The organism is Salegentibacter salegens, assembly GCF_900142975.1.
In the GTDB taxonomy this organism is placed as follows: domain Bacteria; phylum Bacteroidota; class Bacteroidia; order Flavobacteriales; family Flavobacteriaceae; genus Salegentibacter; species Salegentibacter salegens.
The window spans coordinates 845,738-867,888 of sequence record NZ_LT670848.1 but is presented as its reverse complement, the minus strand read 5'-3'; the positions used below and the strand labels follow the sequence as shown (position 1 = coordinate 867,888).

General features: G+C 37.2%; 18 protein-coding genes, 2 tRNA genes, 1 pseudogene and 1 riboswitch. Of the genes and pseudogenes, 8 read left to right on the top strand and 13 right to left on the bottom strand.

Annotated elements, in window-relative coordinates:
- Positions 1-75 precede the first annotated feature (75 nt).
- From B5488_RS03830 to B5488_RS03810, 4 genes and pseudogenes are all read right to left on the bottom strand, one after another.
- A complete protein-coding gene (locus B5488_RS03830) occupies positions 76-525 on the bottom strand; it encodes a hypothetical protein (RefSeq protein ID WP_079734059.1) in 450 nt (149 codons plus the stop codon).
- Positions 526-534: 9 nt separating this feature from the next.
- Entirely contained in the window at positions 535-1,413 is an 879-nt protein-coding gene (locus B5488_RS03825; protein WP_079734058.1) for an LpxL/LpxP family acyltransferase, read from the bottom strand.
- Between the two features lie 3 nt (positions 1,414-1,416).
- A pseudogene (gene fabG / locus B5488_RS03820) lies at positions 1,417-2,147 on the bottom strand (3-oxoacyl-ACP reductase FabG).
- Positions 2,148-2,486: 339 nt separating this feature from the next.
- Positions 2,487-4,019 carry an HAL/PAL/TAL family ammonia-lyase gene (locus B5488_RS03810; RefSeq protein WP_079736519.1) on the bottom strand — a complete coding sequence of 511 codons (1,533 nt, stop codon included), beginning with the start codon at positions 4,017-4,019 and terminating at the stop codon, positions 2,487-2,489.
- A 120-nt stretch (positions 4,020-4,139) separates the two neighbouring features.
- On the opposite strand from B5488_RS03810, the gene B5488_RS03805 reads away from it, so the two are divergent.
- From B5488_RS03805 to B5488_RS03790, 4 genes are all read left to right on the top strand, one after another.
- A complete protein-coding gene (locus B5488_RS03805; protein WP_079734056.1) occupies positions 4,140-5,378 on the top strand; it encodes an NAD(P)/FAD-dependent oxidoreductase in 1,239 nt (412 codons plus the stop codon).
- A gap of 145 nt (positions 5,379-5,523) precedes the next feature.
- Positions 5,524-5,605, top strand: a tRNA-Ser gene (locus B5488_RS03800).
- Between the two features lie 219 nt (positions 5,606-5,824).
- A tRNA-Pro gene (locus B5488_RS03795) sits at positions 5,825-5,899 on the top strand.
- A 248-nt stretch (positions 5,900-6,147) separates the two neighbouring features.
- Positions 6,148-7,359: a site-specific integrase gene (locus B5488_RS03790; RefSeq protein WP_079734055.1), complete on the top strand. Its 1,212-nt coding sequence runs from the start codon at positions 6,148-6,150 to the stop codon at positions 7,357-7,359.
- A gap of 1,169 nt (positions 7,360-8,528) precedes the next feature.
- Here B5488_RS03790 and moeB read toward each other — a convergent pair.
- From moeB to thiS, 8 genes are read right to left on the bottom strand one after another with little or no spacing between them, the layout of a single operon-like run.
- On the bottom strand, positions 8,529-9,584 hold the full coding sequence (moeB, locus tag B5488_RS03780; protein ID WP_079734053.1) for a HesA/MoeB/ThiF family protein: 1,056 nt from the start codon (positions 9,582-9,584) through the stop codon (positions 8,529-8,531).
- 3 nt (positions 9,585-9,587) lie between these two features.
- Positions 9,588-10,697, bottom strand: coding sequence for a 2-iminoacetate synthase ThiH (gene thiH, locus B5488_RS03775; RefSeq protein WP_079734052.1), 1,110 nt, complete (start codon positions 10,695-10,697; stop codon positions 9,588-9,590).
- The gene (locus B5488_RS03770; protein ID WP_079734051.1) at positions 10,690-11,469 is read right to left on the bottom strand and encodes a thiazole synthase; all 780 of its coding nucleotides are present in this window, start codon (positions 11,467-11,469) and stop codon (positions 10,690-10,692) included. Before B5488_RS03770 ends, thiH begins: the two co-directional genes overlap by 8 nt.
- Positions 11,466-12,101 carry a thiamine phosphate synthase gene (thiE, locus tag B5488_RS03765; protein WP_079734050.1) on the bottom strand — a complete coding sequence of 212 codons (636 nt, stop codon included), beginning with the start codon at positions 12,099-12,101 and terminating at the stop codon, positions 11,466-11,468. Before thiE ends, B5488_RS03770 begins: the two co-directional genes overlap by 4 nt.
- Positions 12,098-12,859, bottom strand: coding sequence for a hydroxymethylpyrimidine/phosphomethylpyrimidine kinase (locus B5488_RS03760; RefSeq protein ID WP_170065279.1), 762 nt, complete (start codon positions 12,857-12,859; stop codon positions 12,098-12,100). The genes thiE and B5488_RS03760 overlap by 4 nt, the downstream gene beginning before the upstream one ends.
- Positions 12,846-13,442 (bottom strand): thiamine phosphate synthase, encoded by a 597-nt coding sequence (locus B5488_RS03755; protein ID WP_079734048.1) that lies wholly within the window; start codon positions 13,440-13,442, stop codon positions 12,846-12,848. The genes B5488_RS03760 and B5488_RS03755 overlap by 14 nt, the downstream gene beginning before the upstream one ends.
- Before the next feature lie 12 nt (positions 13,443-13,454).
- Entirely contained in the window at positions 13,455-15,311 is a 1,857-nt protein-coding gene (gene thiC, locus B5488_RS03750) for a phosphomethylpyrimidine synthase ThiC (protein WP_079734047.1), read from the bottom strand.
- 57 nt (positions 15,312-15,368) lie between these two features.
- The gene (thiS, locus tag B5488_RS03745; protein WP_079734046.1) at positions 15,369-15,572 is read right to left on the bottom strand and encodes a sulfur carrier protein ThiS; all 204 of its coding nucleotides are present in this window, start codon (positions 15,570-15,572) and stop codon (positions 15,369-15,371) included.
- 97 nt (positions 15,573-15,669) lie between these two features.
- Positions 15,670-15,770: riboswitch (TPP riboswitch) on the bottom strand.
- A 380-nt stretch (positions 15,771-16,150) separates the two neighbouring features.
- Between thiS and B5488_RS03740 the strand changes: the two genes are divergently transcribed.
- From B5488_RS03740 to B5488_RS03730, 3 genes are all read left to right on the top strand, one after another.
- On the top strand, positions 16,151-16,906 hold the full coding sequence (locus tag B5488_RS03740) for an SDR family NAD(P)-dependent oxidoreductase (RefSeq protein ID WP_079734045.1): 756 nt from the start codon (positions 16,151-16,153) through the stop codon (positions 16,904-16,906).
- Between the two features lie 81 nt (positions 16,907-16,987).
- Entirely contained in the window at positions 16,988-17,569 is a 582-nt protein-coding gene (locus B5488_RS03735; protein ID WP_079734044.1) for a TetR/AcrR family transcriptional regulator, read from the top strand.
- 663 nt (positions 17,570-18,232) lie between these two features.
- On the top strand, positions 18,233-20,437 hold the full coding sequence (locus B5488_RS03730) for a CRTAC1 family protein (RefSeq protein WP_079734043.1): 2,205 nt from the start codon (positions 18,233-18,235) through the stop codon (positions 20,435-20,437).
- A 57-nt stretch (positions 20,438-20,494) separates the two neighbouring features.
- On the opposite strand, the gene B5488_RS03725 is transcribed toward B5488_RS03730, so the two are convergent.
- Entirely contained in the window at positions 20,495-21,580 is a 1,086-nt protein-coding gene (locus tag B5488_RS03725) for a PAS domain-containing sensor histidine kinase (protein ID WP_079734042.1), read from the bottom strand.
- A 236-nt stretch (positions 21,581-21,816) separates the two neighbouring features.
- Between B5488_RS03725 and B5488_RS03720 the strand changes: the two genes are divergently transcribed.
- On the top strand, positions 21,817-22,038 hold the full coding sequence (locus B5488_RS03720; protein WP_079734041.1) for a hypothetical protein: 222 nt from the start codon (positions 21,817-21,819) through the stop codon (positions 22,036-22,038).
- The last annotated feature ends 113 nt before the right edge of the window (positions 22,039-22,151 follow it).

The following is a 22,151-nucleotide window of genomic DNA, read 5'->3' as shown; positions in this document are numbered from 1 at the left end:
TTCGATAGGCCAAAGTATCAAAGTAAAATAATTGGCCCGCCATACAAAATCTATTATCTATTTTTGTTAGAAAAATCAGTCTACAGTAACGGTTTTCATTTCGGAAGTGGCTAAAAGCTTTCCTTCTTCATCAAAAGTACGAGCGCCAACAGAAGTTACGTTCATAAACTCCTGCAGGATTTCTACATACGTGACTAGTTTGCTTCCTGCTTTTGGAAGTTCCATAATTTCTACAGCTTTAATGGCACCAATAAAACCGGTTTTTGGCTTATCGAGTCCGCTTAAAAATCCTTCATAACCACGCCAAAGCGACATACTCTGCGCCATATGCTCAATAAGTCCCGGTTCAGAAAAAATAGTGTTTTCTACCAAAATATTATCTGAAGGAATAGTAAACCCGGTGGTTCCAGTCTTTTCGGTATATTCCAGTAAACTGTCTACCATCACAAACGGAGGTTTCTGGGGAATTAACTGCAGAATTCGGTCTAAATCTAAAATTGGTTCTTTGAGTAAATTTTCTGCCATAAGTTGTTTTTAACTGAAATCGTTCCAGTAATCATAATAATTATACCATTGATGCGGATACTTTTTTAGCATAGTTTCCAGATTTTCAAGATAAGCTTTTAAAAGATTTTTCGCATCATTTTTCTTAGGATTATAGGGCCTTGCATAGAAATGATAATGAAAATTCTTCTCCCGCATAATGTGCACAAACAACACGGGAATTTCATTACGAGCAGCCAATTTAAAAGGGCCCTGCGGAAATTGTGCCGGTTTTTCCATAAAATTATGGGTGTAAGTTTTAGCCTGTTCGGTATAACGATCGGCGGCAAATACCAATAATTCGTTATTTTGAAGCGCATTGTTCATTTCAAAAATATGTGAAAGATTTTCTTTTAAAACAATAAGTTTTATAGCCGATTTCCCGGTTACCGAATCCAGGTAGTTCTTAATTTCTTCGTGCTCTAAGTCGGTAACTACAAGGTTTACAATGTGATGATTATTCTTATCATCAAAAAAATGTTTTGCCAGGTTAAAATTTCCAATGTGCGCAGTAAGCAAAATGCCGCCTTTTTTCTGTTCCAGTAAGTTTTGAATATGCTGAATTCCATCAAACTCAAAGCTATACTTGTGTTTTAGGCCCGACGTGATAGCGACACGGTCAAGTTGGATCCTACCAAAAGTGAAATAACTTTTGTAAATATTCAAAGCTGAATTTAGCCGGGAATAGCCCAACCGATTTCTAAATAAATAATAAACGCTTTTCGTAGAATTAAAAGCGAAAAATACAAAGTAGAGCGCCACAAAAAGAAGGACAAAATAAGAAGCGTAAAGCCCGAAAGTTTTGATGATGAAAACATAAATTCTCAACCCAAGAACGGTACCACGTGATTGTCCCTTCCAATTAGACATAGTTTAAGAATAGAGTCCGCCGTTAATATTTATCACTTCCCCGGTAATGTAAGAAGCTTTATTTGAGGCCAGGAAACTCACTAAATCGGCAACTTCTTCGGCTTCACCAAAACGACTTAAGGGAATTAATTTTTTAAGCTCTTTTTCATCAAAATCGGCGGTCATATCTGAAGTTATAAAACCTGGTGCCACAGCATTAACGGTGACTTTTCTTTTGCCAATTTCTTGCGCCAGGGCTTTAGTGGCAGCGACCATCGCTCCTTTTGCCGCCGAATAATTCACCTGCCCGGCATTGCCTTTTAATCCGGAAAGTGAAACGATATTAATAATTCGCCCATAACGGCGTCTAAGCATATTTTTGAGCAAAGCCTGGGTTACATTATAAAACCCGTTTAAACTGGTATTGATTACGATTGCCAGTCTTCTGGCTTCATCCACATAAAAAGTCCGTCGCGGGTAATTCCTGCATTATTTACAATGACTTCAATTTCAGCATTTAGATTATTTTTACCGAAATCTTCAAATGCTTTTGCGGTTTTTTCAGCATCAGCTACATCAAACTGAAGCAATTCGCATTTTACACCTTCGGCTTCAATAAGTTTTTTAGTTGCTTCTGCAGCATCAGTATTGGAATGATAATTCAATAAAATATTATATTGCAATTCCTTTGCTATTTTTAAAGCAATGGCTTTTCCAATTCCGCGGGAAGCACCGGTGATGAGGGCGTATTTCATTTTTTAGTTAGAAATTTGATAGAATTATTAAAGCTATTATTTTGGAAATCTTTTATTGAATTATTGTTTGATTTGGCCTGCCCTTCATTTCTTTTGCTCGTCCAAAAGAAACGAAGCAAAGAAAAAGACGCCTTTTTCAAGGAATTTTTTGGCGAAAATACCAAAAACCGTGAACAAAACCCCGCGGAGAACCGATGGAAAATCGGTCCTCCTGAATCTCGCGGTTTTGTCCACATATTCTGCGAAAAAGCTTTAAAACACTCAAAATCATGTTCTAAATTAGAATATAGCATTATCAACACCTATTTACATTAACCCCAAAAATTTTATCCTGCAAGGTTAATAAACTTCGTTATTTTTTAGATAATCCTTTACTTCCGCATTAATTTTATACATCGGGAAATCTTCCTTTATTTCGGGTATTATTTTATTCATTTCTTCCAAAACTTTCCGGGTTTTTTGTGACAGTTTTTCATCAAACTTCAAATAACGCAATGCCTGAATAATAGTAATAATTTCTACCGAAAGCACTTCAAACGCATTATCAATAACGGTTTTTGTAATATTCGCAGCGTTAGCACCCATACTCACAATATCCTGGTTATCGTTATTGTTGGGAATACTGTGAACGTACATTGGGTTGGATAGTGTTTGGTTTTCGGCAGTAGTCGAAACCGCGGTAAACTGCGCGCCTTGCATCCCGAAATTTAAACCCAATTTTCCCAAATTCACAAATGGTGGTAAAATATCGTTAAGTTTATTGTTTAGCAAATAATTAAGCTGGCGCTCGGCAAGCATCGATAGTTTTGTGACCACCAGTTTTAATTTATCCATTTCTAAAGCCACATAATCTCCATGGAAATTTCCGCCGTGATAGACGTGCTCATTTTCAACATCTATAATGGGATTATCATTAGCTGAATTTACCTCTTCGATTAGGATTTTTGCAGTATACTCTATGGTATCGTAAACGGGACCTAAAATTTGTGGTACGCAGCGCAAGCTATAATATTCCTGAACTTTTTCCTTGAAATACGTATTTTTATCGGCTTCATCATTATATAAATGCTCGTTACGGTCTCGGGTAAGTTTGCTATCTTTTAAATGATTTCGCATTTTTTCAGCAATCTTTTGCTGGCCAGGATGTTTTTTTGCTGCATTGAGCTCTTCAGATAAATGATCGTCGTAAGCCTGCACGATTTCATTAATCGCCGAAGAACAAAAAACCGACCAGTTTAACAATCGCCTGGCATAAATAATATTGACAATGCCAATACCCGTCATTGCCGAAGTGCCATTCATTAAAGCCAGGCCTTCCCTAATTTCAATCTTTATTGGCTCAATATTTTCTTTCGCAAAAGCTTCTTTGGTTTCAAGACGTTTTCCCTGATAAAAAACTTCTCCTTCCCCAATTAAAACCAGTGCTAAATGTGCTAATTGCACTAAATCTCCCGAAGCTCCTACTCCACCGTGTTCAAAAATTAAAGGCGTTATATTTTTATTAATAAGTTCCTGCATCACTTCAGCTACCGATTTATGCACGCCAGATTTTCCTAAGGAAAGTGTATTTAAACGAGCCAGCATTAAAGCTTTAACGTAGAGCGGCTCCATTGGTTTTCCTGAACCTGAGGAATGACTGCGAATTAAATTATATTGAAGTTGAATGCGATCTTTATCCTTGATCTTGTATTGCGCCATCGGGCCAAAACCTGTATTAACGCCATAAATAACCTTATTTTGCGAAAACTCTTTAAGAAACTCAAAACTGTTCTCAATTTTGGAAAGGTTTTGTGAAGACAACTGAATTTCAGTATTTTCAAACAAAACCTTGTGAAAATCTTCAAGGCTAAGGGCATCATTAATTTGGAGCATAGGCCGCATTATTGTTAAAAATCTTAACAAATGTACTATATTTAGCCCGTATTAAAAATTGCCGGTTTTTGATTTAGATTAAAAATTTATTATAAATATAAATCGGCGTATTCTGCAAAAATGAAACAGCTTGAAACCCAAATCTTAATTATTGGTGCAGGTCCATCTGGTATGGTTGCAGCCGGCTATTTAAAAAAACATGGGGTTGATTGTTTAGTAGTCGAAAAAAGTACGTTCCCGCGTTTTAGTATCGGGGAAAGTTTGCTTCCCAGGAGTATGGATAATTTTGAAGAAGCAGGATTACTGGAAGCTATTAAGGCAGCCAGTTTTCAGAAAAAATATGGCGCGAGATTTATAAAAGGCGGCAAAGTTGGCGAATTTGATTTTAGTGAGAAATTTGGCAAAGGTTGGGATTGGACCTGGCAGGTTCCAAGGGCTGATTTTGATCTTGTGTTAGCAAATGAGATGGAGCGTAAAGGCGTAAAAATTTTCTTTAATGCCGAAGTTACTAATGTTATTTTCTGCGGAAAAAAATCTACTACTGAAATTGTTATAAATTCTGAAGATAATTTTAAGATAAACGCTGATTTTATAATTGATGCCAGTGGGAATGGCCGTGTTTTAGCAAATCAGTTGAAATTGAATGCATCTCCAAAAATATCTGGGAATTCATCAATATTTACTCATATTAAAGAGACAAACAGGCCAAAAGGAAAAGAAGGTGAATTGATTACTTTTGAAGTTTTGGACACTAAAACCTGGTTTTGGTATTTCCCTTTTTCAAACGGAAATTCAAGCCTGGGTTTTGTGAGTAATAATGATTGGTTTGGAAATTTCAGTAAAGATAATTCGTTAGCGTTTAGAGAAATGCTAAAAAAACTGGAATATTATCAGGATAGATTTGATGATGAATTGTTTCTTTTTGAGCCAATTAAAATGCCAAATATCTCAAGAAATGTAAAGAAAATTTATGGAGAAGGATTTGCACTAAGTGGTAACAGTGCTGAGTTTCTTGATCCTATTTTCTCCTCGGGAGTAGCTTTTGCAACCGAATCTGGTTTACAGGCAGCTAAACTTGCCAGGCTGGAAGTTGAAGGAGAACAAGTTAATTGGGAAAAAGATTATGCCGATTATATGCAAGCAGGAATTTCTGTATTTAGCAGTTATGTAAAAGAATGGTATACAGGGAATTTGCAAAAATTGTTTTTTCACGAAATGCCGCGGAAAGAAATAAAAGAACAAATTTGTGCAGTTCTCGCCGGTTATGTTTGGGATAAGAGCAATCCATTTGTCAAGAATCATCAGCGAATTATTAAAAATGTAGCTCGCTTAATAGACCAGGAAGAAATAAATGTTTAAAAACTTTTAAACTTAAAATTCTGACGGCAAAGCGTTTAAAAATTAGTGCTTATTTTATTGCATTCTTTAGCCTAAAAAGTTTGGAAGGTAAGTAAGTAAAAGTTACATTTGCAACCGCAAAAATGTTTGCGCGTTCTTAAATATTGGAGAGGTGGCAGAGTGGTAATGCAGCAGCCTGCTAAGCTGTCATCCTTCGGGATGCCCGGGTTCGAATCCCGGTCTCTCCGCAAGATTTTTTAGTCTGCGGATTTTTATTCTCCTTTTCTTCTGGAAAAGATAGGGATAATCTTCCTCCGTCTCCCGGACTGCTTTTTGAAAGAGTATTTTGGATCGGATAAGACTAAAATTTCCGTTAATAGTTTATGCTATTAATTTTGGGGTTTATTTCTGGCATTGCCAGTATAAGTCTTCCCAATTATCGCGCCGAGCGCGATTAAAAAATTACTCGGGGTGTAGCGTAGCCCGGTTATCGCGCCTGCTTTGGGAGCAGGAGGCCGCAGGTTCGAATCCTGCCACCCCGACTTTTACAAGTTATATTTTAACACAAAAAAAGGATAATTGTATGGTTTTCATATAGTTACCCTTTTTTTTGTGCTCAAAATTTAACAAATAGTGTTAAATTTTATGTGAGTTAATCGTGAGTTCACGGTGAATTTGTGAGTTAATCGTGAGTTATTTTTTTGTATTTTTAGCTTACCGGTACTCCATAATTATGTATTGGTAGTTTGACTTTCGCCTTAATTAATTGTTTCATTTAAACAACAAAGCTATGCGTACCAGTCAAACCTTTTCCATTTCTTTTATTATCCGAAAAAAGAAAAAACAACCTGAATCAGCTATCCTCTATGCCCGAATTACCGTAAACGGCAAATCCCTTGAAATCAGTTTAAAACGTACTATTCCGATTGACAAGTGGAATCCAGTAGCCAGTAAACTTACTGGTAACAGTTCTGAAAGCCGGCTCATCAATAAAAAAATTGATGAAACCAAGGCCCAGCTCTATAAAACCCATGACAGTCTTGTAAAAGAAGGACTGCTAGTAACCACGCAGACGGTCAAAGCTAGATTTTTGGGGAGTGATCAGCAGCATTATACGCTTATCTATTTGATCCATTATCACAAGGAGAAAATGGGTAAGGTTTTAAAGTATGGGACTATGAAAAACTATACAACTACGGAAAACTATCTCAAAGATTTTTTAAAAGCCCAGTATAATACCTCAGATATTTATTTAAAACAGATTGATTATCAGTTTACCCTGGGATTTGAAAGCTTTTTGAGGGGCTTGCCAAGGCTCCAAAATAATGGAGTCATGAAGCATATGGAGCGCTTTAAAAAACTGATGCGCCTGGCCGAAGATTTAGATTGGATTGAAAAGAACCCAACCAAAAGGTTTAAACTCCGTTTTGACCAGGTGGATATGGTCTACCTATCCAAAGCCGAATTACAAAAGATCAAGGAAAAGGAGTTCAAAAGGTCTACTCACAATATCAACCGAGATATTTTTGTGTTCTGTTGTTATACGGGGTTGCCCTATGGCGATGTCAAGGAGCTAAAGAAAAAGCATATTCAGATAGGTGTTGATGGGAATAAGTGGATATACACCCGAAGGATAAAAACTAATACGATGCTGAGAATCCCACTGTTAGAAGAAGCTGAACGAATTCTTGAAAAGTACCAGGACCATCCAAAGGTATGTTCCAGTGATATTTTACTTCCGGTCTATTCCAACCAGAAAACCAACCAGTACTTACGCGAAATTACCAAAGCGGTAAAGATAAATAAAGAACTTAGTTTCCACGCCGCAAGGCATACTTTTGCCACAACGGTAACCTTAGCCAATGGTGTTCCTATTGAAACAGTATCTAAGCTTTTAGGACATACAAAATTATCTACTACTCAAATTTATGCCCGGGTAATTGATTCTAAAATTTCAAGTGATATGGACTCTTTGAGAATTAAATTAAATAATAAAAATTAAACTTTCTTTTAAAGAAATGCAGTTGGTGCAAACCAAGATGTATGAAAATTTTGTCCCGCCCACGGGACGAAATCGAATAGCAAGAGGGTAACACGCAGAGCGATGTTATTCGATTTCTTTTTTAACAAACACCTGATTTTACAGTGCTTTTAAATTTGAAACTTTAAAAAAATATCCACCCTAGTGGATATACCCCACTTTAAAGATGAGTAAAATAAGGATGGCGGTAGCCAGTAAGTATTAAAATAGTATCCATGGTTACTTTTACTTCCATTTTGCAAAAGCTCCATTTAAATAAAAGAGGTTCCTTAAAAAATGTCTTGGACACGAGCCAAAAAGCTTTGAAAATGAACAGATAAAAGAAAAATTCATGTCAGCTTTTTGACTCAAGTCCGCTGGGGAGTAACTAAATTCACCGATCAGGATTTCAGAATTTTTTAAAGATCCTTTTTACATCACCTTACCTTTCGATGCAAAAAATCAAGCTTTAAAATTAACCGGAGCGCATAAACCGCTTTGCTATTTATAGCTCCTCTATAATTTTAAAACTTGAAGATGAAGGTGCATCAAAAGGTAATGCGATGGCCCTGGAAGAAGTAAATAAAAATTGAGAATAAACCATTTCATCCTGATCTATACTATTTTTCTTTTCGCCGGCAAAAGGAAAATGCTCCAGATGAAAAAAGTAAATTGGTTTTTGTTCTCAACTTTCCGGATTGACCAGGTTCGATCCAAGAATCTTTGATTTTTTTGAAGTCGGATCTTTTAATTTCCTTCAATAAATTTGAGCGAATTACTAATCCATTTATTTGTATATTTGGTTAGGTCAGAATATCAAACTGCACCAATACGTTCTATTTAAATTGTGAGTTAATCGTGAGTTCAAAAAATCGAATCAGCGTGAAACCATACAAATACTGGGGTTTTCAACGTTTTAAAAGCTTCCTGCCACCCCGACTAATCAAAAGCCTTACATTTTAAAATGTGAGGCTTTTTTATGAGTAACATATTCCTTTTTGGTTTTAACAGATTTATATAAGGATTAAGCCTGAAATCATTCAGTCTATCGGTAGCAGAAACAAAATCATCTTTCTTGACAGGTATACCTTTGGGACAGTGGTGACTCACTCTGCCCCCTATTTCTCTAAGATCAAGAAGCGGTAAAAAGTTCATTTTATTTTTTGCAAGCCTCCTTTAAGGTTGTACATTTTTTTTTCGGGAAGCAAACTATCTAGTTTAAAAATGGCTTTTAAGCTTCTTATTCCTGATGCACAATAAACAAGCAAATTATCTTCGGAAGCTAATTCACTGTACCTGTTTTCTAGCTCCGGAAGAGGAATGTGCAATCCTTCAATATTGGATATGTCACGTTCTTCTGAACTCCTAACATCTAATAAAGTAAAGGAGTCCGGATATTTTGAGTATTCCTCATAAGAAATTGAAACGAAAGGCATGGTTTCGCATGAAAAATTTATTTCTTCCAATTCGGTGACCACTTTCTCCCAGTTTTTAGAAAAAGGCAGGATTAGAGTTTGCATTTCAAGAGCGTCAAAAACTAGTAGTTTCCCTGATAATACGTTTCCTATTCCTAAAATCATCTTTAGCACTTCATTTGCCTGTAGGTTTCCGATAATTCCCGGTAAAATCCCCAGGACACCTGTTTCGCTACAAGAGGGCATTTCCCCGGGAGAGCCGGGTTGTGGGAAGAGACATCTATAAGTAGGACCATTTTGGTAATTGAACACCGAAACCTGCCCGTCAAATTTAAAGATAGAACCAAATACCAAAGGTTTTCCGGTAAGCACTGCAGCATCGTTTGCCAGGTATTTGGTGATAAAGTTATCACTTCCATCCACTATAATATCATATCTGGAAAACAAAGGGAGTACATTTTTTTCAGTTAGTCTCTCATTATAGGTCATAATTTCTATAGAAGAATTCATCTGGTGCAGCCGTTTTTTGGCTGCGAGTGTCTTTAGCTCCCCTACATCTTTTTCTGAAAAAAGAATCTGTCGTTGCAGATTGGAGAGGTCTACGAGATCATCATCTACAATTCCAATTTTTCCTACTCCGGCGGCAGCGAGGTATTGTAAAGCGGGACAACCAAGGCCACCGGCTCCTATAACCAGTACCTTTGCATTCTTCAATTTTAGTTGTCCTGCTTCGCCAATTTCTTCCAGAAGTATGTGCCGGAGATAGCGCTTCTTTTCTTTTTCTGTCAGCATACCTTACCAGCTTTTTTCCCAGTCCTTCCAAACAGGTTCTAATCCCGATTCGGAAAGCATTTTTGCAATAACCTCTGTACTTCTCTCATCTGAAATTTCAAATTGCTCCAGAGACTGCGGCTCTACTACATAACCGCCGGGGTTTGTTTTAGATTCGGCACTCATTGAAGTGATTCCAAGGTGCACAATATTATTTCTGAAAATTTCATTTTCCCGGGTAGAAATAGATAATTCCACCTCTTCATCCAGCAGCCTGTAAGCACAAATTACCTGAAGCAGATCAGGATCTGTCATTTCAACTTTAGGTTCGAGTCCGCCGCTAAAGGGACGCAATCGCGGAAAGGAAATGGAATACCTCGTTTTCCAGTAGGTCTTTTGCAGATATTTGAGATGCAAAGCAGTGAAAAAGCTATCTGCCCTCCAGTCCTCCAGTCCAAAAAGAGCACCGATGCCTATTTTGTGAATTCCCGCTCTTCCCAACCGATCTGCGGTTTCCAGGCGATAATCAAAATTTGACTTTTTCCCTTTTGGATGATGAATTTTATAGGTCTCCCGATGATAAGTCTCCTGGTAAACGAGCGTGGCATAAAGTCCGTTTTCAATTAACTTTTCATATTCATCCTGATCCAACGGCTGAATCTCAATGGAAATATTGGAAAAATAAGGTCTCAGCACTTTTACTGTATTGCACATATAATCAACTCCCACTGTTTTGTTTGCTTCTCCCGTTACCAGCAAAATATGGTCATATCCTTTTGATTTTAAAAATTCAGCTTCCTTAATTATCTCTGCATCGCTCAACGTCTTTCTGGGGATTTTGTTCGTCATACTAAACCCACAATAGGTGCAAATATTTTGGCATTCATTGCTAAGGTACATGGGGGCATACATCTGCATCGTATTCCCAAAGCGCTTTTTGGTGATGGTTCTGCTCTGCTGCGCCATTTGTTCGAGAAAAGGTTTTGCAGCAGGAGAAATAAGCGCTTTAAAATCTTCGAGATCCCTCTTGTTGCTTTGCAGTGCAGCACGCACATCGGCTTCTGTTTTGGCAAAAATGCTTTGCAGCACATCATCCCAGGAATATTGATTTAAAGTATGTTTAAAACTACTCATATAGAAATTGTGTTAAGGGGCTACTTGCTTCGGCTTGCTGTCTTTGTGGAGCTAGTTTCGCGGTATAAGCTATCCTTCCGGCTTCTACAGCTAGTTTAAAGGCTTTGGCTATTGCTACCGGATTTTGGGAAACTGCAATTGCAGTATTCACCAAAACGGCATCGGCTCCAATTTCCATCGCGTGCGCAGCGTGAGACGGGCTTCCGATTCCCGCATCTATAATCACAGGCACGTTGCTTTGTTCGATTATGATCTCCAGGAAATCCAGCGTTTTCAGTCCTTTGTTACTCCCGATTGGAGCTCCCAAAGGCATCACGCATTGTGCTCCCACTTCTTCAAGGCGCTTACATAAAACCGGATCTGCGTGTATGTATGGCATTACCACAAAACCTAATTTCACCAGTTCTTCGCATGCTTTTAAAGTTTCAACAGGATCGGGAAGTAAATATTTGGGATCGGGATGTATTTCTACTTTTACCCAGTTTGTTTCCAGAGCTTCCCGGGCCATTTGAGCGGCAAATACGGCTTCTTTAGCATTTCGTACCCCCGAAGTATTTGGGAGAAGGTTAATGTAAGAATCTTTTAAGGCAGAGATCATTTTATCATCGTCATTTCCCGGCTCCACTCTTTTTAACGCCACCGTTACCAGTTCACTTTCTGAAGCTAAAACAGCTTGCTGCATTACTTCTGAAGAACTGAATTTTCCTGTTCCGGTAAACAGGCGGGAAGAAAAAGTTTTATCTGCTATTTGTAATTGATCTGTTTTGCTCATAATTGTTTTTCTGAAAATTGTTGTTGGATTTCTTTAAAGATTATTTCTGGATGTGGATGACTTGTGAGCCAGCCGGAAATGGCCACGCCGTTTAACCCAATTTCTGCTAAAATCCGAAGGTCTGTCGGTTCAATTCCGCCAATGGCGATTACTGGAATTGATTTTCCGTTAGCACGAAGGCTTTGTATTAAATTTCGATAACCTTCTGCTCCCAATATGGGGCTAAGCTTCTTTTTTGTCGTGGTAAACCGGAATGGCCCCAAACCAATATAATCTACCTGCTTTTCACACAGGCCTTCGCAATCCTCCAGTGTATTAGCGGTTCCTCCAATGATCTTATCTGGCCCAAGGAGTTTTCTGGCTTCCAAAGGGCAGTTATCTTCTTTTCCCAGGTGAACGCCATGGGCATCTACTTTATTTGCTACTTCCGGAAAGTCATTTATGATTAATTTCACCTGAAATTCGTCACAAATGTTCTTTGCTGCTTTTGCTGTTTCCAAAATGGTCTCAAAAGATTCATCTTTGAGACGCAATTGAATCCAGTCTGCTCCGGCGGCACACATTTTACGTATATTTTTCAGGTGTTCTTCAGGAGTTTCTCCCTGCGATATGTAATGTAAGTTCGAAATCATAGGTTGTGATATGCTAGTAAGGTGTTATTTGATGCTAATATTTTTTCGATGTATATTTTTGCTTTTCGGGCAGCTTCCGGAAGAGATTCACCCAAAGCTAAATGTGCTGCCAATGCCGATGAAAAAATACATCCGCTGCCGTGTTTTTCTGAACAATCTTTTCTAACGGGTTCTAAACTGAGACACTCCCCTTTTGTGGTAAACAGTTCGTCCAGGCCGATATTTGCCATTCTGTGGCCTCCTTTGAGGTGTAAATTGGTTTTGCTGCTTATTTTCCTGATTGTTTCTTCCGGTGTTAACCCGGCGTAAAGCAATTTACCTTCGTCAAAATTCGGAGTGACAACGAATATATTTTCCAGAATTGAGTTAATATCCTTCTGAAATTCTTTTGGATCATGAAATGAGAATCCGCTAGTGGATTTTAATACCGGATCCCAAATGATTCTGATATCCTTATTTCTTAACAGTATGGTGGAAATTACTTTGTTCAAAATCTGAAGGTTTTCCACAATCCCGATTTTCACCACTTCTATAGGAAAACATTCCAGTAAAAGTTCCAGTTGCTGAAGAATAATAGCTTCAGAAGTCCAGTGACAGGCTTCAAATTTGACATCATTCTGGATAGTGTTTGCAGTGTTTACCGCTACGCCGTAACACCCCTGACCTTCAATAGTCTTAATATCAGCCAGCAATCCGGCTCCGCCTGTGGGGTCGAATCCGGCGATGCTTAAAACGAATGGTCTGCTATGCATAGACATTTCTGTACTTTTTAAAAATTTCAGTAAAAACTTTATACTTATTTTCTGCAAACCATACGGCTCCCAATACCGCCACTCCGGCATAGCCCATTTCTTTTGCTGTAAGTATTTTATCGGCTTCAATTCCGCCTAAAGCGACCACTCTGTGCGGAAGTTTTTCCACATTGAATTCTTTTCCCTTATATCTTTCTTTTGAAACAGAAGTAAACACCGGACTCAAAAAAACGTAATCAAATCCTGAAACTTCCTTCTTTACTTCTTCAGGAACGTGGAATGAGGAACTTACCGTAAGACCTTTCCGTTGAAATTGCTCGATATACTGAGCTAAATCTTCCTGTTTGCTTCTGAAGTTTTCTTTTAAATGAATTCCTTTTACAGGAAAAAATTCAGTTAATCGATGATGTTGATGAAGCACCATTTTTTGAAGGTGTTTTTCTTCAAATTGTGATAACCAGGTCTTCATTTCTTCTTCGGTTATTACCGGTTTACGCACGTGCAAAAGGGGCAGCCCATTCTCGAAAAAATGAATGAGCTGTTCCTTTTCAGCACTGCTGTTTTCTTCCGAAGTGAAAAGAATGAACATTGAAATTTCGATTTACAAGTAGACTTCACTTCCTTTTGCCTTAAATTCTTCCGACTTTTTCTTCATTCCTTCCTCGATTGCTTCCTGCGTGTCCATTCCGTTTTCTTCAGCAAATTTTCGAACGTCCTGTGTGATTTTCATAGAGCAGAAATTAGGTCCGCACATAGAACAGAAATGGGCTACTTTAGCATTTTCAGAAGGTAGAGTCTCATCATGGTAAGATCTCGCGGTATCAGGATCAAGAGCCAGGTTAAACTGATCTTCCCACCTGAATTCGAATCGGGCTTTACTCAGCGCATCATCCCTGTGTTGTGCCCCTGGATGGCCTTTCGCCAAATCTGCAGCGTGCGCAGCGATTTTGTAAGTGATCACTCCTTCTTTTACGTCATCCCTGTTAGGCAATCCCAAATGTTCTTTTGGAGTCACATAACAAAGCATTGCACAGCCGAACCAACCTATCATAGCGGCGCCAATCCCACTGGTGATGTGGTCGTAACCGGGAGCAATATCTGTGGTCAAAGGTCCTAAGGTGTAGAAAGGCGCTTCCCCACATACTTCCAGCTGCTTATCCATATTCTCCTTGATCATGTGCATTGGGATATGGCCGGGGCCTTCAATAATACACTGAACATCGTGTTTCCAGGCGATTTTTGTGAGCTCACCCAAGGTTTCAAGTTCGGCGAACTGGGCATAATCGTTGGCATCGGCAATACTTCCAGGACGCAGACCATCTCCAAGGGAGAAAGAAACATCATAGGCTTTCATAATATCACAAATCTCCTCAAAGTGGGTATACAGAAAGCTTTCTTTATGATGTGCCAAACACCATTTTGCCATAATAGAACCCCCACGGGACACAAGTCCTGTCACTCTTTTAGCGGTATGCGGAACATAAGCTAACCGCACTCCGGCATGAATGGTGAAATAATCCACTCCCTGCTCGGCCTGCTCGATAAGTGTATCCCTGAAGATTTCCCAGGTAAGATCTTCGGCTTTTCCGTTTACTTTTTCCAGAGCCTGGTAAATAGGTACGGTTCCTATGGGCACCGGAGAATTCCTGAGGATCCATTCCCGGGTTTCATGAATATTTTTTCCGGTGGAAAGATCCATTATTGTATCTGCTCCCCAACGGCAGGCCCAGACTGCTTTTTCAACTTCTTCTTCAATAGAAGAAGACACCGCCGAATTTCCGATATTGGCGTTGATCTTCACCAGGAAGTTCCGGCCAATGATCATAGGCTCATTTTCGGGGTGATTAATGTTGGAAGGAATAATTGCTCGTCCCCGGGCGACCTCATCCCGTACAAATTCCGGAGTAATTACTTTTGGAATACTGGCTCCAAAACTATTTCCCGGATGTTGCTCTGAGATCTGATTTATCTCTTCCAGCTTTTGGTTTTCACGAATCGCAATGAATTCCATTTCGGGAGTGATAATACCTTTTCTGGCATAGTGCATCTGGGTCACATTTTGTCCAGATTTTGCTTTAAGAGGCTTTCTATTCCTTTTAAAACGAAGCTCATCAAGTTTGGAATTTTCTTCCCTTTCCCGTCCATAAGCCGAAGAGAGTCCCTGTAGTTGCTCTACATCTTCCCGGCCGGCAATCCAGCTGTTGCGAATGGGCATAAGTCCTTTCCGCACATCTATTTCCACCGATGGTTCTGTGTAGGGACCGCTGGTGTCATAGACCAAAACAGGATCGTTTTTCTCTACTTTTCCGTTGAATTTATCTACCGTGTCATCCAGGGAAATTTTCCGCATTGGAACTTTGATTTCCGGATGGATTTTTCCGCTTACATAGATCTTTTCTGAGTTGGGAAAAGGTACACGGCTAATGGTTTGCTGCTTTGGAGTCTGGTCATTTTTCATAATTACTTCTGTTTAGTGCTGGTTAGTTTTGTTTCCGGAAACTCTTCCGGGTACATTTTATCCTCCCTGAGTGGCCCTGATAATGAGTATGTTTTCACCTTCGGCTAATTCGTGCCGATCCCAATCGCTCTTAGAAATAATCTGATTGTTAACAGCTACAGCAATCCCTTTTTCAGAAATAGCAAGCTGCATCAGGAGGTCCTGAAGACTGGATGGTGAATTAAAAGTGTGGGCGGTATTATTTACGTTTACAGTTATCATTTGTTTGATATTTTATAGCTGTAAACTGCAGGGGGATTCCCTAAAGAAAAAGTAAATACAAACCAGAATTCCTCCAAAACGGAATCATGGTAGAAAATATGTAGATAACACTTTTCCCTTCGCGGGTATTAACCGGATCAGGTTCAAAGGGTTTTATCTCAGCCAATTTATTATAAATCAGCACCCCTAAAGTTTACGTTTTCAAATGTAAGAAATTTATTTGGAAAATAAATTTATGTAGAGCTCAATTCACTTTTACCCTTACAACCTTCTTCCATAGACAAACATCTTCTGCTAAACTTAAACAATAGCACCAAATTAACGAAACACAATAAAGGTCTACGAGAGCTAATTTATATAAGCCTAAAAGATTTTGAAATTCATTTGGATCATGATTGTCTAATTATTGCGAATTCCCTCTCAAAAAAAATTATCATTCATCTCAATTCTTTGTTAACCTGCGTTTTCCTTTTTCTCAAACAAATTTATTTTTAGTTGGAATAATCATTCTAATATTATTATGTTTGCAAACAGAACGATCGTTCTGGTATTTTTTTAACTAATTAAAATAAAAAATAATGAATAAATTAAATGGTAAAATTGCCGTAGTTACAGGAGGCAATAGTGGTATTGGTCACGCATCAGCCAAAGAATTAAAAGAACAAGGAGCTAAGGTTGTTATTACAGGAAGAAATTCGGAAAAGGTGAAATCAGCAGCAGAAGAACTTGGAGTAATAGGTATTGTTGCAGATGTCAAGAGTATTTCTGCAATAGAAGACTTGGTTGAACAAGTAAAAAGTGATTTTGGAAAAGTTGACGTTTTGTTTGTAAATGCTGGCGTTTTTCAACCCGAGCGAGTTGGTCAAATTAGCGCAGATATGTTTGATAATCAAATTGCAATAAATTTTAAAGGTGCAGTTTTTACAACAGAAAAATTTCTTCCTATTTTAAATGATGGTGCATCAATTATTAACCTGTCGTCTATTAATGCATATACAGGAATGCCAAATACTGCAATTTATGCAGCAACAAAAGCTGCATTAAATTCTTATACACGTACTGCAGCCACAGAATTAGCTCCAAGAAAAATCCGAATTAATTCCGTAAATCCAGGTCCGATTGCTACTTCAATATTTGAAAAAACGGGTTTAGATGAAGAACAATTGAAAGGACTTGGTCAAGCTATGCAAAACCGTATTCCATTGAAACGTTACGGACAACCAGAGGAAATTGCTAAACTAGTTTCGTTCTTAGCATCTGATGATGCTTCTTTCATTACAGGGAGTGAGTACAATATTGATGGCGGTGTCAATATTAATCCACTTTTGGGGTAGTTTTTTTGTAAACATTAGGAATAAAAATTCCAATAAGTTAATTTTGTGGAAGCCTAAATTTACGCTTCCACATTTTTTATTATGCCTAGAGTAAAATTATTTGATGAAAATGAAGTCTTAACCAAAGCAATGAATTTATTTTGGAAGCAAGGCTATTCAGCAACTTCTGTACAAGATTTGGTTGTTCATTTAGGAATAAGCAGAGCGAGTTTGTATGACACTTTTGGTGATAAGCAACAACTTTTTAAAAAATCCTTTGAACTTTACCGCAAGCAAAGTTTTGAAAAAACTTGTCAGTTTTTTCAAAACCAACCAAATGTTAAAGAAGGTTTTTCTGAACTTTTTAAAAATGCTATTCATGAAGCTGTACTTGATAAAGATAGAAAAGGTTGCTTTGCTGTAAACAACACGACAGAACTTGTCCCTAATGACGAAAGTTGTCTAGAAATCCTCTCAAGCAATAGACGTGATTTTGAAAACCTTTTTTATGAATACCTTAAAAAGGGCCAAAAAAAAGGTCAATTAAAGGAATGTAAAGATTTACAGTCATTGGCATCTTTTTTATATATAACTTATAATGGTATTCTAGTCGTTTCTAAAATAAACCCTAACAAAAAGGAACTAACAAATTCTGCCAATTTAGCTTTGTCTTTGTTGGTTTGATTAAATGTGTGCTAACGTTTTTATGTATTGTTGCCCACTTTTGCGACACGTTCGAGTAAGCACGTTTTCAACCAGTTTTTTTATCAGCGGCTCAGTAAAAGTCCGCTGCGTATTTTCTGTATTTTATTAAGTCCGAGTGAAAAAATCCGCTTTTTTATCAGTTCTGCTTGTCAGTCCGCGCCACGTTTCTACCGTTTCTTTAAAGTCCGCTTCCCGCAACTTTTCCCATCCTGTTTTTATTTTTTTCTCCTCAATCAATTCGCAGGGTTTATTTTGGAGCAATTGTGGGCAACGAAACGAATTAATAAGTGAATTGATACATTTATATCTATTTATGATCTTACTAATCTAGATGTTTTTTACTTTAAAAAAAATTGAATTCAAGGAGACTGTAATTTCAGTTTATTTACTACCTACCTTCTGCAATAAAGTACATTTTTAATAGACCTATTCCGTTACCTCTGTCCTATTCCTCATTAATAATTCTACTATATAAAAGATTTTCCTTTTCTATTTCTGAAAAAAAGTTTTAGTCCCTTTATAAAAATAGTATATTTCATTAGGTTTGGTAAATTTGATATTCAATTTCCCCTTATCTACATCATTCTGAAAAGTCACGAATTCATTTAGGAAGAAATAAAGGTAATATCATCTTATAAAATCATGAAGTACCTACTAATTATTGCATTATTTTCAATTTTAATCTTTGTCTCTTGTGACGATAAGGAAACAATGCCAGAGCTTTTAGAGAAAACAGCTGAAAACCAATTTTTTGTTCCGGAAAATATTTATGCATCGTCTGTTAGAGCGGCATATTTTGATAGTATATCACAAGTAGCTCCCAAAAATCAAAAAGAACGATATAATCTTAAAAAAGCGCGTGCACTGCTATATGCGGGTAAAACCGAAGATGCTATTACTATTCTTGAAAATTTAAGGGAAGCAAGCAGCAACGGCCTGTTGCTCTATAAGCTCGATGCTCATGAAGAAGAAAGTATAGGGCCTTTGCTGGCTCTTGCTTATATGCGATTGGGAGAACAACAAAACTGCATTCATCACCATGATGCATCAGCCTCGTGTATTATTCCTATTAAACCAAATGGTTTTCACCAGGTTCCCAAAGGCTCCAGAAGTGCTATTAAACTTTATGAAGAATTTTTAAGGCAGAATTCGCATGACTATAATAGTCGCTGGCTTTTGAATATTGCTTATATGACTTTAGGAGAATATCCTGAAGGTGTACCCGAAAAATGGTTGATTCCGGAAAGTGTGTTTGAATCTGATTACCCCCTAAAGAAATTTGAAGATATTGCCCCGGAATTAGGTTTAAATGTTAATGAATTATCTGGCGGTGGAATTGTAGATGATTTCAATAACGATCATCTTTTAGATGTTTTAGTTTCCAGTTGGTCGCCCTCAGACAATCTTAGATATTTTATAAATAATGGAGATGGTACATTTACAGAAAAAACTAAATCTGCCGGCCTGGAATTAGTTACAGGAGGGCTAAATATGGTGCAGGCCGATTATAATAATGATGGTTTCCTGGATGTTTTTGTAATGCGGGGTGCCTGGATGGGAACTTTAGGTGAGCATCCAAATTCCCTGCTAAAAAATAATGGAGATGGTACTTTTACCGATGTAACTATAGAAGCAGGTTTACTCTCCCTCCATCCTACTCAAACCGCAACCTGGGCAGATTTTGATAATGATGGTTGGATTGATTTATTTATAGGAAATGAATCTGAAAAAGATAATATTCACCCGTGCGAATTTTACAGGAATAATGGGGATGGCACTTTTTCTAACCTCACTTCCAGGATAGGACTTACCGTAAGTACAAATGAAAAACCTTACTATGTAAAAGGAGTAACAAGTGGAGATTACAACAACGACGGATGGATGGATATTTATATTTCAACCCTTCAGGCTTCAAGTAAGAATTTATTGTTTCTAAACAACGGAACTGATAATAACGGAAATATAAGTTTTACAGAAGCGGGATCTACCGCAGGATTGGGAGAGGAAATTTCGAGTTTCCCCACCTGGTCATTTGATTATAATAATGACGGATGGATGGATATTTTTGTAGCCGGATATCGAAAGAGTGATTTTTACACCATTGTTCCCGATATTATTAAAGAATATTTAGGAGAACGAAATAATGCTGAAACTATGCGCCTTTATAAGAATAATAAAGGAACTTTTACCGATGTATCATCTAAAGTTGGGTTAAAAAAAATAGGCTATGCAATGGGAGCTAATTATGGCGATTTGGATAACGATGGTTATCCAGATATTTATTTAAGTACAGGTGAGGTAAGTTATGAGTCTATTATTCCAAACAGGGTTTTTAGGAATAACTCCGGCAATGAATTCCAGGATGTGACTACGGCGGGTGGATTTGGCCATATACAAAAAGGCCATGCAGTCTCCTTTTCTGATATTGATAATGACGGTGATCAGGATATTCACGTAGTTATGGGCGGTGCCTATGAGGGTGACAAATTTTTTAATTCCTTATATCTTAATCCATATCAGTCTGAAAATAATTGGATAAGCTTGAAACTGGAAGGAATTATAGCAAACAGGGCGGCCATTGGTAGTAAAATAGAGGTAAAAGTCATGGAAGACGGAAGAATTCGATCAATATTTCATACTATTAGTTCTGGAGGCAGTTTTGGCTGTTCTACTTTAAGGGCACAAATAGGTTTAGGAAAGGCCTCAGAAATACAACAAGTTAAAATTAAATGGGCAGGCAGTGGTAATTCCCAGGTTTTTCAAGATCTTAATCTAAATACCTTTTACAAAATTATTGAAAATAAAGCTGAAGCTGAAGAACTGGATTTAAATCCTATTTCCTTATAATAAAATTGATTTTTAAGATATTTTACTACATTAAATTTAGTGGGTTCCTCGTGAAAACTAACCCCTAAAAGTAATATTAAACGTTGTGCCCCGTTTTACCTCACTTTCTACGCTAATTTCACCACCCATCGCTTCTACCTGGTATTTAGTTATAAATAAACCTATACCCTGGGCATCTGCGTTACCATGAAAAGTTTTATACATTCCAAAAAGATCTTTTCCGTACTTTTTAAGATCAATTCCAAGGCCATTATCTTTAATACTCAAAACACTTTGTTGTTTCTTAAAGTCACTACTCAATTCAATTTCTAAGGGTTTTTCAGGATTACGATATTTCAAAGAATTGCTAAGAATATTCAATAAAATACTTTCCAAATATGCCGGGTTAGCTTTAATAGTTGTTCCCTCATCTACCCTATTTTTAATTGTAGCCTTACTTTCTTTAATTTCAACCCGTAAAATATTTTTTGCTCGTTCTATAAATTGATTTAAGCTTAAATCAGTAAAACTTATCTCTTTTTGATTTTTCAGTTTTACAATTGCATTTAAATCGGCTACGGTAGAAGAAAATTCGGATGATAGACTTTTGAGATAGGTCCAAATTTCAGCTTTTTCCTTATCTGAATCTGCATTTTCGTATAATTTCAACAAGGATTCAATATTACCTGAATAAGATTTGAGGTTGTGAGAAACTATATTGGCAAAATTTAATAAGCGATTATTTTGTTTTTTAACCTTCGCATTAGACTTTTGAAGCTTTTTTTCCAGCTTTTTAATTGGTGAAATATCGGCCATGTGTACATAAAACCCTTTTACTTCCCCATTTTCAATTTCTGGATAGTAATTAGCTAAAGCATACCTTTTACTTTTTCCTTGCGGTAACGGAATTTCCTTTTCAAAGACCTGTGCTCTACCATTTAATGCACCAGTGATATATGGCAGATTTTGGTCGTATAAAGGTCCTAAAAGCTCTGGTAAGGTCATTTTATTAATCATCTCATGCTGGCTCATCCCAAACCATTCCAAGTAAGCGGCATTTGCAAAACGACAAATTAGGTCTTTATCCCAATAGGCGAGCATCGCAGAAACATTATCTGCTATTTTAAATTCTAAAGTCTCAGTTGATGGCTGGGGTAAATCCATAAAAGTACGTAGGTTTAATGATTAAGCTCACAGATTAAAGTTGCAATTACTTAAGCAATAGATTAAATTTTTGCACAGAGATTGGGATTTTGCAGTTAATGATATGTTTAAACTTCAGCTTGTAAATTACAACAAATAAAGTGGCCGGATTGTTATAAAATATTTAAAAAAACCATAACTATATTTTAATGACTTTTTAAGATAAACTAGAAGCAAACTTCCCTAAATTAAGGGGTATGAAAAATAATGGTATCACATATTTAATATTTACTTCTATACTTTTGGTAGTAATCACGACCCTGGTGTTTTTTAATACCGGTTTTCCAGTAATTTTCTATTTAACCTGTATAGGGCAAATTCTTCTAATATTTACCGTTTACAAGGTCCTTACTGATAGTTATAAAACCAAAAAGACCTTTGACGATTGGTATGAAGATTATCATGATAAAGTAGATTAATCTGAAATTATTCTACTTTAAAGATCTTCCTCATCGAGATAGGGTTTCTATCTCTCCAGATTTTTTTCAAATTCCCATCTAAATCTGAAGTAGTTTCACTTTAAAAATTAAAA

What these genes read in the sequence shown, in the direction of transcription:
- B5488_RS03830 (WP_079734059.1), bottom strand. Translation starts at nt 525, where the DNA reads ATGGCAGAAAATTTACTCAAAGAACCAATTTTAGATTTAGACCGAATT.
- B5488_RS03825 (WP_079734058.1), bottom strand. Translation starts at nt 1,413, where the DNA reads ATGTCTAATTGGAAGGGACAATCACGTGGTACCGTTCTTGGGTTGAGA.
- B5488_RS03810 (WP_079736519.1), bottom strand. Translation starts at nt 4,019, where the DNA reads ATGCTCCAAATTAATGATGCCCTTAGCCTTGAAGATTTTCACAAGGTT.
- B5488_RS03805 (WP_079734056.1), top strand. Translation starts at nt 4,140, where the DNA reads ATGAAACAGCTTGAAACCCAAATCTTAATTATTGGTGCAGGTCCATCT.
- B5488_RS03790 (WP_079734055.1), top strand. Translation starts at nt 6,148, where the DNA reads ATGCGTACCAGTCAAACCTTTTCCATTTCTTTTATTATCCGAAAAAAG.
- moeB (WP_079734053.1), bottom strand. Translation starts at nt 9,584, where the DNA reads ATGCTGACAGAAAAAGAAAAGAAGCGCTATCTCCGGCACATACTTCTG.
- thiH (WP_079734052.1), bottom strand. Translation starts at nt 10,697, where the DNA reads ATGAGTAGTTTTAAACATACTTTAAATCAATATTCCTGGGATGATGTG.
- B5488_RS03770 (WP_079734051.1), bottom strand. Translation starts at nt 11,469, where the DNA reads ATGAGCAAAACAGATCAATTACAAATAGCAGATAAAACTTTTTCTTCC.
- thiE (WP_079734050.1), bottom strand. Translation starts at nt 12,101, where the DNA reads ATGATTTCGAACTTACATTACATATCGCAGGGAGAAACTCCTGAAGAA.
- B5488_RS03760 (WP_170065279.1), bottom strand. Translation starts at nt 12,859, where the DNA reads ATGTCTATGCATAGCAGACCATTCGTTTTAAGCATCGCCGGATTCGAC.
- B5488_RS03755 (WP_079734048.1), bottom strand. Translation starts at nt 13,442, where the DNA reads ATGTTCATTCTTTTCACTTCGGAAGAAAACAGCAGTGCTGAAAAGGAA.
- thiC (WP_079734047.1), bottom strand. Translation starts at nt 15,311, where the DNA reads ATGAAAAATGACCAGACTCCAAAGCAGCAAACCATTAGCCGTGTACCT.
- thiS (WP_079734046.1), bottom strand. Translation starts at nt 15,572, where the DNA reads ATGATAACTGTAAACGTAAATAATACCGCCCACACTTTTAATTCACCA.
- B5488_RS03740 (WP_079734045.1), top strand. Translation starts at nt 16,151, where the DNA reads ATGAATAAATTAAATGGTAAAATTGCCGTAGTTACAGGAGGCAATAGT.
- B5488_RS03735 (WP_079734044.1), top strand. Translation starts at nt 16,988, where the DNA reads ATGCCTAGAGTAAAATTATTTGATGAAAATGAAGTCTTAACCAAAGCA.
- B5488_RS03730 (WP_079734043.1), top strand. Translation starts at nt 18,233, where the DNA reads ATGAAGTACCTACTAATTATTGCATTATTTTCAATTTTAATCTTTGTC.
- B5488_RS03725 (WP_079734042.1), bottom strand. Translation starts at nt 21,580, where the DNA reads ATGGATTTACCCCAGCCATCAACTGAGACTTTAGAATTTAAAATAGCA.
- B5488_RS03720 (WP_079734041.1), top strand. Translation starts at nt 21,817, where the DNA reads ATGAAAAATAATGGTATCACATATTTAATATTTACTTCTATACTTTTG.